The following is a 16,539-nucleotide window of genomic DNA, read 5'->3' as shown; positions in this document are numbered from 1 at the left end:
CCAATTTTCCGCCGGACCGCCCCAAGGAAAGCCAACGTGGGGTCTTTATGGCCGTTTTGGATCGTTGGCCGCATTCACGGCAGCGGCGCCCGGCAAACTGGTGGCATGCCAGCCACCGCCCAGCGCCTGGATCAGCTGCACGCTGGCAACGTAGCGGCTGCCCAGCAGACTCACCGAATCCCGCTCGGTGCCGAACGCCGTGGCCTGCGCGGTGACCACATTCAGGTAGCTGACGACACCGGCCTTGTACTGGTTGATCGTCAGCCTGACCGACTCGCGCGCCGCCTGCAGGGCCGCGTCCTGCACGGCGGCCTGCTGCTCCAGGATGCGCAGGGCCGCCAGATTGTCTTCCACCTCCTGCAAGCCGGTGAGCACGGTCTGGCGGTACAGCGCGACGTTCTGGTCATACACCGCGCGCGCCTGCCGGCTCTGCGCATCGCGCGCGCCACCGTCGAACAGGGTCGCGGCCAGTTGCGGGCCAATGGACCAGAAGCGGTTCGGCAGGCTCAGCAGGTTGGCAAGGGTCGAGCCCTGGTAACCGGCCGACCCGGTCAGGCTCAGGGCCGGAAAATACGCGGCCTTGGCCACGCCGATCTGGGCGTTGGCCGCGGCGACCTGGCGCTCCGCTGCCGCCACGTCGGGCCGGCGCTCGAGCAGTTGCGAGGGCAGGCCGGCCTCGGGCACCGGCGGTGGCGGCGCCGTCGTCAGCGGCGCGGGGGCGATGGAGAAGGTCGAGGCCGGCTGGCCCACCAGCAGGGCAATCGCATGCTCGAGCTGGGCGCGCCGCACGCCCAGGTTGATGGCCTGGGCCTGCGCGGTCTTGAGCTGCGTGTCGGCCGCCACCACATCGGCCTGCGCCGACACCCCGCCGACATAGCGGTTTTTGGTGAGCTGCAGTGATTTCTGGTAGGCGGCGACGGTGTCGGCATACAGCTGGATCTGGGCGTCCACCTGGCGCAGCGTGAAGTAACTTTGCGCCAGCTGGCCCTGCGCACTCAGGCGCGCCGCCGCCAGCTCGGCGGCGCTGGCCTGGGCGCTGCTGGTTTGCGCCTCGGTGGCGCGGCGCACCTTGCCCCAGATGTCGGCCTCCCAGGACGCGCCCAGCGACAGGGAGACGTTGTTGCTGATGCTGGAGGAACCGGAGGAGGAAGCGCCGGAGGCGCCAGTGGTTGTGCGCGTGGTCAGACCGCTGCCGGCCTGCGATCGCGTCGCGGCCGCGTTCAGGCCAATCGTCGGGAAGTAGGCGGCGCGCGCCGACTCCGCCAGCGCGCGCGCCTGCTCGTACTGCGCCGCGGCCGCCTTCACGGTCTGGTTCGAAATCTCCACCTGTTCGACCAGCGCGTTGAGCCGGGCGTCGCCAAACACTTCCCACCACTTGCCGCGATCCGCGGTGTCGGCGGGCTGGGCCACGGTCCAGCCGCTGTTTTCCTTGTAGGCGAGCGGGGCGGCGGTGTCGGGCCTGACGTAATCGGGGCCGACCGCGCAGGCGCCCAGCAGCGTGCACACGGCCAGCGTCATGGCCATGGCCAGCGGCGTATTGGAGGTTGAATGGGTGCTCATGGCCTCTCCTGCCCTGCAAAAATAGGTCGGCCTGGGCCTGCGCGCCAGCGCGCATAGTGCGCCTTGCCCCACACGCTGAGCCGGTCCAGATAAAGGTACACCACGGGGGTGGTGTACAGCGTCAGCAACTGGCTCACCATCAGGCCGCCGACGATGGCGATGCCCAGCGGCTGGCGCAGCTCGGCACCGTCGCCGCGGCCCAGCGCCAGCGGAATGGCGCCGAACATGGCTGCCATGGTGGTCATCATGATGGGGCGAAAGCGCAGCCGGCAGGCCTGGAAAATCGCGTCGCGCGGCGTCATGCCGAGCCGGCGCTCGGCGTCCAGCGCGAAGTCGATCATCATGATGGCGTTCTTCTTGACGATGCCGATCAACAGGATCACGCCGATCAGCGCGATCAGGCTGAACTCGGTGCCGGTCAGCAGCAGCGCCAGCAGCGCACCCACGCCGGCCGAGGGCAGCGTCGAGAGAATGGTCAGCGGGTGCACATAGCTCTCGTACAGCACGCCAAGCACGATATAGACCGCCAGCAGCGCCGTCAGGATCAGCATGGGCTGGCTACTCAAAGAACTCTGGAAGGCGTTGGCCGTGCCCTGAAAGCTGCCATGCAGGCCGGTCGGCACGCCCAACCTGGCCATCGCGTTGTCGATCGCGCCGCTGGCGTCCGACAGCGACACGCCCGGCGGCAGGTTGAACGAAATCGTCGAGGCCGTGAATTGCCCCTGGTGGTTCACCGACAGCGCGGTGCTGGTGGGCGCATACGTGGTGAAGGCGGCCAGCGGAATCTGCGGCTCCGGCTGGGTCGAGAGCGTCAGCGCCAGTGAGGTGTTGGCCGACAGCTTGCCGCCCGCCGTCAGCGCCGGCGCGGTCTGCAGCGCCGACGAGGTCGGTGCCAGGTTCGCCCGCGACAGGGGCACGCTGACATAGGTTTTCTGCAGCGTGGCCGGGCTCTGCCAGTACTCGGGCGAGGCCTCCATCACCACGTGGTACTGGTTCATCGCGTTGTAGATGGTCGAGATCTGGCGCTGGCCGAACAGGTCGTAGAGCGAAGCGTCGATCAGCTGCGGCGTGACGCCCATGCGCATGGCCGTGGCGCGATCGATGGTCAGCGTGGTTTGCAGCCCATGGTCCTGCTGGTCGCTGCTGACGTCGGCCAGTTCGGGCAGATTCGACAGGGCCAGGGTGATCTTGGGCTCCCAGGCGCGCAGCACGGCCAGGTCGTCGGCCTGCAGCGTGTACTGGTACTGGGCATTGCTTTGCCGGCCCCCCACGCGGATGTCCTGCACGGCCTGCAAATACAGGCTGGCACCGGCCACGTGAGACAGCTTGCCGCGCAGCCGCGCAATCACCATGTCGGCCGAGTCCTTGCGCACGCCCAGCGGTTTCAGCGAGACGAAAACAAAGCCGCTGTTGACGCGCCCGCCACCGGTGAAGCCGACCACGGTGTCGACATCCTTGTCGGACCTGACAATCTGCACGAACTCGGCAAATTTCTGCTTCATGGCCTGGAACGAGATCGCCTGGTCGCCCTGGATGCTGCCCACCAGCCGGCCGGTGTCCTGCTGCGGGAAAAAGCCCTTGGGAACGATCACATACAAATACACGTTCAGCGCAATCGTCGCCAGCAAGATGACCATCATGAGCGGGGCAAAGCGCAGCGCCCAGGCCAGCGAGCGCTCATAGCCGCGCAGCATGCCGTTGAAAAACCGCTCGCTCATCAGGTACAGGCGCCCTGGCTGGCGTGCCGCGGCCGCGTCGCGCGCCTTGAGCAGGCGCGCGCACATCATCGGCGTGGTGGTGAGCGACACCAGCAACGACACCAGGATGGCCACCGAAAGGGTGATGGCGAATTCACGGAACAGGCGCCCGACGATGCCGCCCATGAGCAGCAGCGGAATAAACACCGCGATCAGCGACAGGCTCATCGACAGCACCGTGAAGCCGACCTCGCGCGCGCCCTGCAGGGCCGCAGCGAACGGCTTCATGCCGTTCTCGATATGGCGCGAGACGTTCTCCAGCACCACGATGGCATCGTCCACCACGAAGCCGGTGGCAATCGTCAAGGCCATCAGCGAGAGATTGTTCAGGCTGAAGCCCAGCAGGTACATCGCACCGAAGGTGCCGATCAGCGATACCGGCACGGCCACGCTGGGAATCAGGGTAGCGCGCCAGTTGCGCAGAAAAACGAACACCACCATGATGACCAGCGCGATCGAGATCAGCAGCGTGCGCTCGGTGTCCTTGAGCGACGCGCGGATGGTGGGCGTGCGGTCCACCGACACCGTCAGGTTGATGGCGGCGGGAATCGAGGCGCGCAGCTGCGGCAACAGCGCGCGCACCCGGTCCACCGTCTCGATGATGTTGGCCCCCGGCTGGCGGTACAGGATCACCAGCACCGAGGGTTTGCCATTGGTCTGGCCGGCGTTGCGCAGGTCGGCCACCGAATCCACCACCTGGGCCACGTCGCGCACGCGCACCGGCGCGCCGTTGCGATAGGCGACGATCAGGGGCATGTATTCGGCGGCGGTCGTGGCCTGGTCGTTGGCGTAAATCTGCCAGTTGCGCTCGCCGTCTTCCACAATGCCCTTGGGCCGGTTCGCATTCGTGGCTGCCACCGCCGTGCGCACGTCGGCCGTGCCAATGCCGTATTTGTTGAGCGCGGCCGGGTTCAACTCGATGCGTACCGCCGGCTGCGAGCTGCCGCCCACACTGACCTGGCCGATGCCGTCCACCTGCGACAGTTTTTGCGCCAGGATGCTGTCGGCCGCGTCGTACATCCGGCCCTGCGTCATCGTGTCCGAGGTCAGCGACAGAATCAGCACCGGCGCATCGGCCGGATTCACCTTGCGGTAGGTCGGGTTCCTCGGCATCCCCGTGGGCAGCAGGGTGCGCGCCGCATTCAGCGCCGCCTGCACATCGCGCGCGGCGCCGTCGATGTCGCGGCTCAGGTCGAACTGCAGCGTGATGCGCGTCGAATTCAGCGCGCTGCTCGAGGTAATCTCCGTGACGCCGGCAATGCTGCCCAAGGCGCGCTCCAGCGGCGTGGCCACCGTGGCGGCCATGGTCTCGGGACTGGCGCCCGGTAGCGAGGCCGACACGGAGATCGTCGGGAAATCCACCTGCGGCAGGGGCGAAACCGGCAGCAGCCGGAACGCGACCAGCCCGGCCAGCGCGATGCCCAGCGTCAAGAGCGTGGTCGCGACCGGGCGCTCGATGAACGGCTTGGAGATGTTCATGGTCAGGCCATTGCGCTCAAGGCTGGACCAGCGGGTCCACAGCCGGCGTCCCATCCGAGTCCACGTCGGGGTTGCCAAAGCGCTTTTTCATGCGCCGCGCCACACGATCGAAGGCCAGGTAGATCACCGGCGTGGTGAACAGTGTCAGCACCTGCGACACCAACAGACCGCCGACCATGGTGATGCCCAGCGGCTGGCGCAACTCGGAGCCGACACCGCCACCGAGCATCAGGGGCAAGGCGCCCAGCAGGGCGGACATCGTCGTCATCAGGATGGGACGGAAGCGCAGCAGGCAGGCCTGGTAGATCGCCTCGCGCGGCGACTTGCCCTCGTGGCGTTCGGCGTCCAGCGCGAAGTCGATCATCATGATGGCGTTCTTCTTCACGATGCCGATCAAGAGGATGATGCCGATGATCGCGATGATGTCGATGTCATGGCCCGTGAGCAGCAGCGCCAGCAGCGCGCCGACCGCGGCCGAGGGCAGCGTGGACAGGATCGTGACCGGGTGGATGTAGCTCTCGTACAGCACCCCGAGCACGATGTACATTGTGATGATGGCTGCCAGGATCAGCAACAGCGTGTTGCTGAGCGAGGCCTGGAACGCCAGCGCGGCACCCTGGAAGCTGGTCTGCACGCTCACGGGCAGGCCGATCTCGGCCTCGGCCGCCTTGATCGCGTCGACGGCGTCGCCCAGCGAGGCGCCCGCCGCCAGGTTGAAGGAGACTGTCGCGGCGGAGAATTGGCTCAGATGGTTCACCACCAGCGGCGCGGTTTTCTCGGAAATGCGGGCGATGCTGGACAGCGGAATCTGGCCGCCGCTGCCCGTGACCAGGTAGATGCCGTTCAGTGCGGCGGGGCCCTTCTGGAATTCGGGCTTGACCTCCATCACCACGCGGTACTGGTTGGACTGCGTGTAGATCGTGGAGATCATGCGCTGGCCGAAGGCGTTGTACAGCGCGTTGTCGATCGCCGCCGTGGTGATACCCAGGCGCGAGGCCGAGTCGCGGTCGATGTCGATATAGGCCTGCAGACCCTCATCCTGCAGGTTGCTGGCCACGTCCGCCAGCTGCGGGATTTGCTGCAGTCGCGCGACCAGCCGGGGCACCCACAGACTGAGCTCGTCCGGGTTCGCGTCTTCCAGGCTGAACTGGTACTGGGTGCGGCTCACGCTGTCCTCGATGGTCAGGTCCTGCACCGGCTGCATGTACAGCTTGATGCCCGGCACATCGGCGTCGAGCCTGGGCCCCAGGCGCCGGATCACGTCACTGGCGCTGATGCCGCGCTCCGCCTTGGGCTTGAGGTTGATCTGCAGGCGCCCGCTGTTGAGCGTGACATTGGTGCCGTCGACTCCGATGAACGACGACAGGCTCTGCACCGCGGGGTCCTGCAGCACCACGCGGGCCAGCGCCTGCTGGCGCTCGCCCATGGTGGCGAACGAAACCGATTGCGTGGCCTCGGAAATGCCCTGAATCACCCCGGTGTCCTGCACCGGGAAAAACCCTTTCGGCACGAAGATATAGAGCAGCACCGTGAGCACGAGCGTGGCGAAGGCAACGAGCAGCGTCAGCATCTGGCGGTCCAGCACCCATTCGAGCGCCCGCCCGTAATGGGCGATGACGTTGTCGAAAAAGGCCCCGCTCTTGCGGAAGAACCAGCCCTGTTTTTCGGGCGGCGTGTGGCGCAGCAGCCGCGCGCACATCATCGGGGTCAGCGTCAGCGACACCACCGCCGAGATGAGAATGGCAACTGCCAGCGTCACGGCGAATTCGCGGAACAGGCGCCCGACCACGTCGCCCATGAAGAGCAGCGGGATCAGCACCGCGATCAGCGACACGGTCAGCGAGATGATGGTGAAGCCGATCTGCGCCGAGCCCTTCAGTGCCGCCTCCAGCGGTTTCATGCCCTCCTCGATGTAGCGCGAGATGTTCTCGATCATCACGATCGCATCGTCCACCACGAAGCCGGTAGCGATCGTCAGCGCCATCAGGGTCAGGTTGTTGATGGAAAAACCCGCGAAATACATGACGCCGAAGGTGCCGACCAGCGACAGCGGCACCGCGACACTGGGAATGATGGTGGCCGGCACGTTGCGCAGGAACACGAAGATCACCATCACCACCAGCGCCACCGACAGCAGCAGCTCGAACTCCACATCGCTGACCGAGGCCCGGATGGTGGTGGTCCGGTCCGTCAGAACCTTGACGTCGATGGCGCCCGGCAGCGTGGCCTGCAGCGCGGGCAAAATCTTCTTGATGTTGTCGACCACGCCGATCACGTTGGCGCCCGGCTGGCGCTGGATGTTCATGATGATCGCCGGCGTGGTGTTGGCCCAGGCGGCCAGGCGCACGTTCTCGGCCGAGTCCACCACATCGGCAATGTCGGAGATGCGGATGGGGGCGCCGTTCTTGTACGCGACGATCAGGTTTTTGTATTCATCGGCCGACTTGAGCTGGTCGTTGGCGTCGATGGTGGAGGCCCGCGTCGGCCCGTCGAAGTTGCCCTTGGCCTGGTTCACGTTGGCGTTGCCGATGGCGGTGCGCACGTCATCCAGGTTGAGCCCGAGCGCGGCCACGGCCTTCGGATTGAGCTGAATGCGCACGGCGGGACGCTGCCCGCCCGACAGCGTCACCAGGCCGACGCCCGCCACCTGCGAGAGCTTTTGCGCCAGCCGCGTGTCGATCAGGTCGCTCACCCTGGGCAGCGGCAGTGTCTTGGAGGTGATCGCGAGCGTCAGGATCGGCGTGTCGGCCGGATTCACCTTGTTGTAGATGGGCGGCGTCGGCAGGTCCGCGGGCAGCAGGTTGCCGCTGGCGTTGATGGCGGCCTGCACCTCCTGCTCGGCAATGTCCAGGCTCAGATCCAGGCTGAACTGCAGCGTGATCACCGAAGCGCCGCCCGAGCTGGTGGACGACATTTGGTTCAGGCCCGGCATCTGGCCAAAGGTGCGCTCCAGCGGCGCCGTGACGGACGAGGTCATCACGTCGGGGCTGGCTCCCGGGTACAGCGTGACGACCTGGATGGTGGGGTAGTCGACCTCCGGCAGCGCCGACAGCGGCAACTGCCTGAACGCCACGATGCCGGCCAGCAAGATGGCCAGCATCAGCAGCGAGGTCGCGACCGGCCGCAGGATGAAGATGCGTGACGGGTTCATGACGAGCTTTTAATGCGCGGCGCTGGCTGCCGGCGCGGCAGGTGCCGACGCGCCGGCTGCCGGTGCGCTGGCGGCCCCCGCGCCGCGGCGCTTGCCGGCCCCGCGCGCGCCCGGCTTGGGCTGCTGCAGCGCCGGGTCATTGGGCCCGCCGCGCACCACCGGCTCGACCTTGGCGCCCTCGCGCAGCTTGTCGATGCCATCGACCACCACGGTCTCCCCTGGCGCAATGCCGGTGCTGACCGCAGTCAGGTCGCCCTGCGCCGGGCCGGTGGTCACGCTGCGCACCGTCACGGTGTTGTCGGCCTTGACGACGTACACATACAGCCCCGTGGCGCTGCGCTGGATGGCCGCGCTGGGAATGGCCGTGGCGCCGCGCAGCACATCGAGCAGCATGTGCACGTTCACGAACTGCTGCGGGAACAGCGCGCCGTCGGTGTTGGGGAACTGCGCCTTGAGCTTGACGGTACCCGTGGTGTTGTCGACCTGGTTGTCGATCGTCAGCAAGGCGCCGGTGGCGAGCTTGTTCTGCTGGTCGCGGTCCCAGGCCTCGGTCATGGGCTTGGCGCCGCTGCGCAGCCGCTTCGTGATGGCGGGAATGCTGTCCTCCGGCAACGAGAAGACCACGGTGATGGGGTGCAACTGGGTGATGGTGGCAATGCCGGTGGTGTCGCTGGCGTGCACCACGTTGCCCAGGTCCACCTGGCGCAGGCCGATGCGCCCACCGATAGGCGCCGTCACCTTCGAGTACAGCAACTGAAGGCGCGCGCTGTCCAGGTTGCCCTGGTCGGACTTGACCGTGCCCTCGTACTGTTTGACCAGCGCGACCTGGGTGTCGAGCTGCTGCGACTGGATCGAGTCCTGCTCGACCAGCACGCGGTAGCGCTGCAGATCCACCCTGGCGCCATTGAGCAGCGCCACATCACGCGCCAGCTGCCCCTCCGCCTGCGTCACGGCCACCTGGTAGGGGCGCGGGTCGAGCTCCGCCAGCAGCTGGCCGGCCTTGACTTCCTGCCCTTCGGTGAAGTTCAGCGTTATCAAGGTGCCGTCGACGCGGCTTTTGACCACAGCCGTGGCCAGCGGTGTGACCGACCCCAGGCCGCTCAGGTACACGTCGATGTCGGTCGTCCTGGCCACGGCCACGCCCACCGGCGACACCCCGTTCACGCCGCTGAAGCGCTGGCTCCCTCCCGCGCCCGCGCGAGCCGGGGCGGACGCCGCACCGGCCGGCGCCTTGGCCGGGCGCTTCCAGATGAAGTAATAGGCACCGGCGGCGAGCACCAGCACCAGCAGCGTCAAGAACCAGCCGTTCGACCACCAACGTCCGCGGCGACTGGCGCGAGACTCTGCAGAGGGGCTGGCGTCAGGGGGCGGGTTGGAGGGTGTATTCATGGTGCGATGGATGGTAGCAAACGAGGCCGCGCCCACCAGCACGCAGGCAGCGTTTTCGCGCCGCAGCCAAGCTGCTTTACGATTGTTTTACCCGCCTCATACAAGCGCCTCACAAAGGGACCCGCGGCGGGCCCGGCGCACGGCCCACCCGTCAAGCCACCAGCGCCAGCGCGGCGTAGTCGCCGACCTTGTCGCCCAGCCCCGCAGGCACCAGTTCGGCGCCATCGGTCAGTGCGGCCAGCCGGCCCGTGAGCTGCGCCTGCAGGCGCGGCAGCAAAAAATCGCGGTGCGGCCAGAACACGCCGCCACCAATGGCAATGCGCTGCAAGTCGAGCGTGGCCACCAGGTTGTAGAGCATGCGCCCCAGCACCCGGCATATCTCGTCAATCATGGCCGTAGCCCTTACATCACCTGCGCTTGCAGCTATGAAAAGTGCAGCAGCGTCGGCATACCCCTGCGCCGCAAACCGCCTTGCGACGGCATTGCCCGCAACCAGCGCCTCGACGTCGCCGCGGTTGCCGCAGCCGCACAGCGCCTGCTCGTTGTCGCTCACGAAACTGTGCCCGGCGTGGCCGGCATTGCCGCTCTTGCCGCGCAGCACCTGGCCGCCCACGCACAGTCCCACGCCAATGCCGGTGCTCCAGGTGACATACGCGCAATGATCGACGCCCTGCAGCGCGCCCCAGCGGCGCTCGGCTTCCAGTGCAGCGACGCCGTCGTTCTCGATCCGGAGCAGGCAGGTGTCGCTGGCAACACTCTCGCGCAGCGGCGCCTCCAGCAGCGCAGTTTGCCAATCATTGGGCAGGCCGCGCGCCGGGCCGGCCAGGCCGCCGCAGATGTTGGGCTGCGACAGTTCGATCAGGCCCTGGTTCAGCACAAACGGCCCGCACGATGACACGCCCACCGCCGCCAGATCGGTGGCGGCCAGGCCCGCGGCGGCGCAGCTCTGGCCGATCAGGCGCACGACCTGGCGCCCCAGTGCGTCGTTGGCGCCCTGCTTGGCCGTGGGTTCCGTGACGCGCCCGTGCAGGCCCTGCCGGTCCGCCACGCTGACGGCCACCTTGGTGCCGCCGACGTCCACGCAGGCCACGGGCGCGGCGCGCAGCGCGCCAAAATCGATCGGGGTCCTGTTGCTCAACGGCTCAACACCCGCACGAGCACACTGGCCGCCAGACTCAGCAGGACGGTGCTGGCCAGCGGAATGTCCCAATCGCGCCCGAACAGCCGAAAGCGCAGGTCGCCGGGCAGCCGGCCAAAGCCGAGCTTGTGCAGCCACGGCGTGAGCCCGCTGAGCAGCACCAGCGCGAAGAAGACGACGGCAAACCAGCGGATCATGCTCAGAGTGTAGGGGTTCGGTCGCCCTGCGCAAAACCCAGCGCCTGCCACGGCGCGCCCTTGTAGAAGCCGATCACCTTGAACAACTCGCCCATCTCGTGTTCGTTGATTAATTTGAGCGCCATCGCGCGCTCGGCAAGCGTTGCGTGCTCCAGTTTCGAGAGCAAACCCGCGTTCATGAGAAAGCGCGCCTGGCTCGTGTAGCCGAGCGTGCCCACCTCCTGCGCGGCTTCGGGCGAGGTAACGGCCTCCTGCGCCGCCAGCGCCAGAGCGGTGAAGTTGACGTGCGCCGTGATGTCCTTGAGCCCGACCAGGGCCAGCGGATCGGCGTCGGCCAGGTGCCCGCGGTGGCACATCACGGTGCCCATGTGGCGCTGCGGATGGTAGTACTCGGCCTCGGGAAAGCCGTAGTCGATGAAGAAGGCCGCGCCGCGCATCAAAGTGCCGGCCAGCGTGCGAATGAAGGCCTCCATCTGCGGGTGGATCTCGGTCAGGTAGTCGTGCGCGCCAAGGATGTCGACCGGCGGGCGCAGCGCGGTGGGCCGGTCCTGCCAGACGAAGCGGCCCGGCTCGCCCGTCTGGCTCATCTCGCAGGCCACGCCGCGCTCGTGCCACACACCATCTGTGCGCACCAGCAGCTTGACCGGCATGGCGTCCAGCACCTCGTTGCCCACCAGCACGCCCCGCATCGTCTCGGGCAATGCGCTGACCCAGCGCACCCGGCCGGCGTGTGCCGCCAGGGTCTGCTGCTGGCGCTCGCGCAGCGTGCCGGACAGGTCGACGATGGTGTAGGTCTGCACCGCCACCCCCGACGCATCCAGCGTATCGAGCAGCTGCAGCGCCAGCGCGCCGGAGCCGGCGCCAAATTCCCAGACCTCGCACGTCTGCGTGACTTGCAGCGCCTGCGCCACCTGCGCGGCCAGTGTCTGGCCGAACAGCGGCGTCATCTCGGGCGCGGTCACGAAGTCGCTGCCCCCGCCCTTCACGCCGTGCGGCATGGTGCCAAATTTGCGCAAATCGTTGGCGTAATAGCCCAGGCCCGGCGTGTACAGGGCCAGCGCCATGTACTCGTCAAAGCCGATCCAGCCGCCGCTGGATTGGATGGCCCGCCCTATCTGCTTTGCGAGGGTGCTCGTTAAACTACGCTGTGTTGTCATCTGAGCCGAATTGTCCCCGAATGTCCGCCCCTGCCCGCCCCCGCACGGTTCTCGTCACCGGCTCCGCCAGACGGCTGGGCCGCGAGATCGCGCTCGCGCTCGCGGCCAGCGGCTGGCAGGTCGCGGTGCACTACCGTGGCTCGCAGGCAGACGCTATTAAAACGGTAGCTGACTGCGTAGAGCTGTCGCGGGCCAGCGCCGCTTTTGATGCCGATCTCTCGGACGAGGCCGCGGTGCGCGCGCTGCTGCCGCGGGTCATCAAGCACTTCGGCGCGGTCGACGCCGTGGTGAACAGCGCCTCCACCTTCGAGCACGACAGCCCGGCCAGCTTCAGCTTTGCGGCCATGGAAACGCATTGGCGCAGCAATACCGGCGCCCCGATCCTGCTGGCGCAGGCTTTGTTCGAGCATGTGAAGGCGCGGGGCGACGATCCTGCAGGCGAGGGCCAAAGCGCGCCCGGCGTGGTGGTGAATCTGCTCGACCAGAAACTGTGGAACCCGAATCCCGACTTTTTCAGCTACACCCTGTCCAAGGCTGCGCTGGAGGCCGCCAACACGCTGCTGGCCATGGCGCTGGCGCCGCAGCTGCGCGTGGTCGGCGTGGCGCCGGGGCTGACGCTGACCAGCCACCTGCTGAGCGACGAGAAATTCGAGGCCCTGCACAAGCTCTCGCCGCTGGGCCGCTCCTCAACGCCCGCCGATGTTGCGGCGGCCGTGAAATTCGCGCTGGAAAACTCCTCCATCACGGGCACCACGCTGCTGGTCGATGGCGGCCAGCATCTGATGCGGTTCGAGCAAGACTTTTCAATGATGTAAAACCTTGCGGGACAGACCAGGAATTGCGCAGCAATCTTGCTCTGTCCTCAACACTCTAAGACCATGCTGAACACCAAAGGCCTGCAGATCCTCACCTTGACCGGTTTGCGTTTCAACGCCAACCTGGGCATCCTGGCGCACGAAAAAAACGCGCCGCAGCCGATCCAGGTCGACGCCGATCTCAACCTCGGCCCCCAGCCGCTGCTGCCGCGCGACGACGAGATCACACACGTGCTGGACTACCGCAAGGTGCGCCAGATCATCATCAAGGAATGCACGGCCGAGCACGTGAACCTGCTGGAGTCGCTGATCGGCAAACTCGCGCACCGGCTGATGCAGCTGCCCGGCGTGCTGGGCGTGCGCGTGAAGATCGCCAAGCTGAAGATTTTTGACGACTGCGAAGTGGCGATTCGCATCGAGACGGGGCAGTGGTGAATCTTGTGAACACCCAGTGGATTGACAACGAAATCGTGCCACCGAGCCGGGATTTGAAGATCGAGCGCGAAACGCACAAGCTCGAGAAGCGCCTGTGCCGCGAGGTGGGCCGCGCCATCGTGCAGTACAACATGATCGAGGAGGGCGACAAGGTCATGGTCTGCATGTCGGGCGGCAAGGACAGCTACACGCTGCTCGACATCCTGCTCAAGCTGAAGCGCCGCGCGCCGATCCACTTCGACCTGATCGCGGTGAATCTGGACCAGAAGCAGCCCGGCTTTCCCGAGCATGTGCTGCCCGACTATTTGAAGAGCACGGGCGTGCCGTTTCACATCGAGAACGAGGACACCTACAGCATCGTCAAGCGCCTCATCCCCGAGGGCAAGACCACCTGCAGCCTGTGCAGCCGGCTGCGCCGCGGCATCCTGTACCGCGTGGCCGACGAACTGGGCGCGACCAAAATCGCGCTGGGCCACCACCGCGACGACATCCTGCAGACGCTGCTGCTGAACATGTTCTTCGGCGGCAAGATGAAGAGCATGCCGCCCAAGCTGGTCAGCGACGACGGGCGCCACGTGGTGATCCGCCCGCTGGCCTTCGTGGCCGAGAAGGACGCGCAGCGCTGGTCGCAGCACCGCGACTTTCCGATCATTCCGTGCAACCTGTGCGGCAGCCAGGAGAACCTGCAGCGCAAGCAGGTCGGCGAGATGCTGCGCGAGTGGGAAAAGAAGTTCCCAGGCCGCGTGGAAAACATGTTCAACGCCCTGCAAAACGTGGTGCCCAGCCACCTGCTCGACGGCGCGCTGTACGACTTCAAGGGCGCGCGCGCGACCGGCGTGGCGGACGCCAACGGCGACAAGGCGTTTGACACTGAAGACTTCGCCCCCGCCCATCCGGCATTCGCACCGGCCGGCGTGCAGGTGGTGCACATCACCTGAAAAAACGAGGCCCTTGACCTAACCTCCGACACGATCCCTGCCCCCCATGAACACTACCCGCATCCTCGCCATCCGCCACGGAGAAACCGCCTGGAACGTAGACACCCGCATCCAGGGCCAGCTCGACATTCCGCTCAACGAGACCGGCCGCTGGCAGGCTGGCCGCATGGCGCTGGCGCTGGCGGACGAGCCCATCCGCACCATTTACGCGAGCGACCTGCTGCGCGCGCGGGAGACCGCGCTCGCGCTGGCCGAGGCCACGGAGCTGCCGGTGCTCAGCGAGGAGGGTTTGCGCGAGCGCGAGTTCGGCGTATTCGAGGGCAAGACCTTTGCCGAAATCGCGGCGCTGTGGCCCGAACAGTCGCTGCGCTGGCGCAAGCGCGACCCCGACTTCGCGCCCGAGGGCGGCGAGTCCCTGTTGCAGTTCAGGCAGCGCGTGACGCACGCCGTGCAGACCCTGGCCGAGCGCCACCGCGGCGAGCTGATCGCGCTGGTCAGCCACGGCGGCGTGATGGACGTGCTGTACCGCGCCGCCACGCGGCAGGAATTGCAGGCGCCGCGCACCTGGGCACTGGGCAATGCGGCCATCAACCGCCTGCTGTGGACGCCGCAGGGCCTGACGCTGGTCGGCTGGGCCGACACCAACCATCTCCAGGACGATGAATCACTCGACGAAACCACCGCATGACAAGCAGGCCCGGGGAGTCCTGAGCCGATGACCCCCAGCCAAATCATCGTCCTCGCGACGCCGGTGTTCCTGCTGCTGATCGCCTTCGAATTCGCCTGGGGCTGGGCGAAGGGCCGCAACACCTACCGTCTGAACGACGCCATCAACAGCATCAGCCTTGGGGCTCTGAGCCAGCTCAGCGCGGTGTTCACGCGGCTGCTGCAGATCGGCATCTACAGCGCCATCTACGCTGGCGTCGCGCTCTACCCGAACCCGGAGTTCTGGAACACCTGGTACGGCTGGCTGCTGGCGCTGCTGTTCTACGACCTGTGCTACTACTGGCTGCACCGCATGGGCCACAGAAGCGCCGTGCTGTGGGCCGCACACGTGGTGCACCACCAGAGCCAGGACTACAACCTCTCGACCGCGCTGCGGCAACCCGCCACCTACGAGCTGCTGCGCTGGATTTTCTATGTGCCGATGGCAGTGGCCGGCGTGCCGCCTTTGATCTTCACCGTCGTCGCGCTGATCGACCTGCTGTACCAGTTCTGGGTCCACACCGAGCACGTGCCCCGGCTGGGCTGGTTCGACCGCTGGTTCTGCTCGCCGTCGAACCACCGCGTGCACCACGCCGTGAACGACCCCTACCTCGACAAGAACTACGGCGGCATCCTGATCGTCTGGGACCGGCTGTTCGGCACCTTCACCGAAGAGCGCGAGAAATGCGTCTACGGCACGCGCGGCGCGCTGAACAGCTGGGATCCGCTGTGGGCCAACTTTGAAGTCTATTGGGCGCTGCTCAAGGACTCGTGGCACACGCGCCTTTGGCGTGACAAGCTGCGCGTCTGGTTCAAACCGCCGGGCTGGCGGCCTGCAGACGTGGCTCAGCGCTTTCCCAAGCCGGCGTTCGAGATGGCGCAGGTCAAACGCTTTCATCCCCTCGTGAGCCGCGCCGTACTGTGGTTTTCCGGCGTGCAGTTCGCACTGCTGCTGGCAGGTGTCTCCGTGTTCCTGTGGTTTGCCGACACCATGCCGTTGGCGCAAGCCGCCGTGTGGCTGGCGGCGTTAATGGCGGCCCTGTGGGCGCTCGGCGCCGTGCTGCAGGGGCGCATCAACGTGCTGGAGGTGCTCCTGATCGAGTCCGCCGCGCTGGCCACCGCGAGCAGTGCCATGGGCCTGCCCGACCTGCACCACCTCTTCAAGCCGCTGACCATGGTGATTGCTATGGTTTTCGTAGCCTTGAGTCACCGTACCACCAGGGCTGAGGGTCGATTGGATGCACTGTTGATGGCGGCGCTCGCGGCCGCGCTGGCGGGCGATGTGCTGCTGATGTTCCCGGGCTACTTCCTCCCGGGGCTGGTGGCGTTCCTGATCGCCCACCTGTGCTACCTCGTGCTGTTCAAGCTTGGCACCGCGCAGCTGCAGTCGCTCGGCGCGGGCACGGGGCGCGAGGTCGCGGGCGTGCGCTCCGTGTGGTTCCCGAGCCGGCGCGCGCTCTATGGCACGCTGGGTGTGGGTGCGGGCATGTACGCCTACCTGTGGCACGGGATCGGACCGGTGCTGCGGCCGGCCGTGGCCGCCTACGTGGTGGTCATCGCGCTGATGGCGGCGCAGGCCATCGGCCGCGCCACGCTGTTGCGCAACCAGGGCGCCGTGATGGTGGCCGTGGGGGCGGGATTTTTCATGTTGAGCGACGCGCTGCTGGCCATCGACCGCTTTGCACACCCGCTGCCGCTGGCGCCGCTATGGGTCTTGTCCAGCTACTACTGCGCTCAGATTTTGATAGCTACCTACGCATGTTCAGCAAGGGCTAGAAGCTGATTTGATTTAAAATCCTGGCCGCTGCCGCCCGGCAC

Annotated in this window: 12 protein-coding genes; 5 read left to right on the top strand and 7 right to left on the bottom strand. The window is 66.8% G+C overall.

Going from position 1 to position 16,539, the window contains the following annotated elements; all coding sequences use genetic code 11:
• Positions 1-45 precede the first annotated feature (45 nt).
• From EUB48_RS02495 to EUB48_RS02465, 7 genes are all read right to left on the bottom strand, one after another.
• Positions 46-1,560, bottom strand: coding sequence for an efflux transporter outer membrane subunit (locus EUB48_RS02495; protein ID WP_244618306.1), 1,515 nt, complete (start codon positions 1,558-1,560; stop codon positions 46-48).
• A complete protein-coding gene (locus tag EUB48_RS02490) occupies positions 1,557-4,796 on the bottom strand; it encodes an efflux RND transporter permease subunit (RefSeq protein WP_142817468.1) in 3,240 nt (1,079 codons plus the stop codon). The genes EUB48_RS02495 and EUB48_RS02490 overlap by 4 nt, the downstream gene beginning before the upstream one ends.
• Before the next feature lie 16 nt (positions 4,797-4,812).
• Entirely contained in the window at positions 4,813-7,947 is a 3,135-nt protein-coding gene (locus tag EUB48_RS02485) for an MdtB/MuxB family multidrug efflux RND transporter permease subunit (protein ID WP_142817467.1), read from the bottom strand.
• A 9-nt stretch (positions 7,948-7,956) separates the two neighbouring features.
• A complete protein-coding gene (locus tag EUB48_RS02480) occupies positions 7,957-9,336 on the bottom strand; it encodes an MdtA/MuxA family multidrug efflux RND transporter periplasmic adaptor subunit (RefSeq protein WP_142817466.1) in 1,380 nt (459 codons plus the stop codon).
• A 151-nt stretch (positions 9,337-9,487) separates the two neighbouring features.
• Entirely contained in the window at positions 9,488-10,474 is a 987-nt protein-coding gene (locus tag EUB48_RS02475; RefSeq protein ID WP_244618305.1) for an ROK family protein, read from the bottom strand.
• The gene (locus tag EUB48_RS02470) at positions 10,471-10,671 is read right to left on the bottom strand and encodes a DUF2905 domain-containing protein (protein WP_077563020.1); all 201 of its coding nucleotides are present in this window, start codon (positions 10,669-10,671) and stop codon (positions 10,471-10,473) included. Before EUB48_RS02470 ends, EUB48_RS02475 begins: the two co-directional genes overlap by 4 nt.
• Positions 10,672-10,673: 2 nt before the next feature.
• Entirely contained in the window at positions 10,674-11,828 is a 1,155-nt protein-coding gene (locus EUB48_RS02465; protein WP_142817465.1) for a class I SAM-dependent methyltransferase, read from the bottom strand.
• A gap of 20 nt (positions 11,829-11,848) precedes the next feature.
• Between EUB48_RS02465 and EUB48_RS02460 the strand changes: the two genes are divergently transcribed.
• The 5 genes from EUB48_RS02460 to EUB48_RS02440 all read left to right on the top strand — a co-directional run bounded on the left by EUB48_RS02460 (position 11,849) and on the right by EUB48_RS02440 (position 16,504).
• The gene (locus EUB48_RS02460; RefSeq protein ID WP_142817464.1) at positions 11,849-12,643 is read left to right on the top strand and encodes an SDR family oxidoreductase; all 795 of its coding nucleotides are present in this window, start codon (positions 11,849-11,851) and stop codon (positions 12,641-12,643) included.
• A 63-nt stretch (positions 12,644-12,706) separates the two neighbouring features.
• Positions 12,707-13,078: a dihydroneopterin aldolase gene (locus EUB48_RS02455; RefSeq protein WP_142817463.1), complete on the top strand. Its 372-nt coding sequence runs from the start codon at positions 12,707-12,709 to the stop codon at positions 13,076-13,078.
• Positions 13,079-13,083: 5 nt separating this feature from the next.
• The gene (gene ttcA, locus EUB48_RS02450; protein ID WP_142817462.1) at positions 13,084-14,016 is read left to right on the top strand and encodes a tRNA 2-thiocytidine(32) synthetase TtcA; all 933 of its coding nucleotides are present in this window, start codon (positions 13,084-13,086) and stop codon (positions 14,014-14,016) included.
• A 46-nt stretch (positions 14,017-14,062) separates the two neighbouring features.
• Positions 14,063-14,704: a histidine phosphatase family protein gene (locus tag EUB48_RS02445; protein WP_142817461.1), complete on the top strand. Its 642-nt coding sequence runs from the start codon at positions 14,063-14,065 to the stop codon at positions 14,702-14,704.
• A 27-nt stretch (positions 14,705-14,731) separates the two neighbouring features.
• Positions 14,732-16,504 carry a lysoplasmalogenase family protein gene (locus EUB48_RS02440; RefSeq protein ID WP_142817460.1) on the top strand — a complete coding sequence of 591 codons (1,773 nt, stop codon included), beginning with the start codon at positions 14,732-14,734 and terminating at the stop codon, positions 16,502-16,504.
• Positions 16,505-16,539 lie beyond the last annotated feature (35 nt).

The organism is Rhodoferax sediminis, assembly GCF_006970865.1.
In the GTDB taxonomy this organism is placed as follows: Bacteria; Pseudomonadota; Gammaproteobacteria; order Burkholderiales; family Burkholderiaceae_C; genus Rhodoferax_A; species Rhodoferax_A sediminis.
Note: the sequence above shows the minus strand (reverse complement) of the source record. Positions and strands in the feature narration are given on the sequence as shown.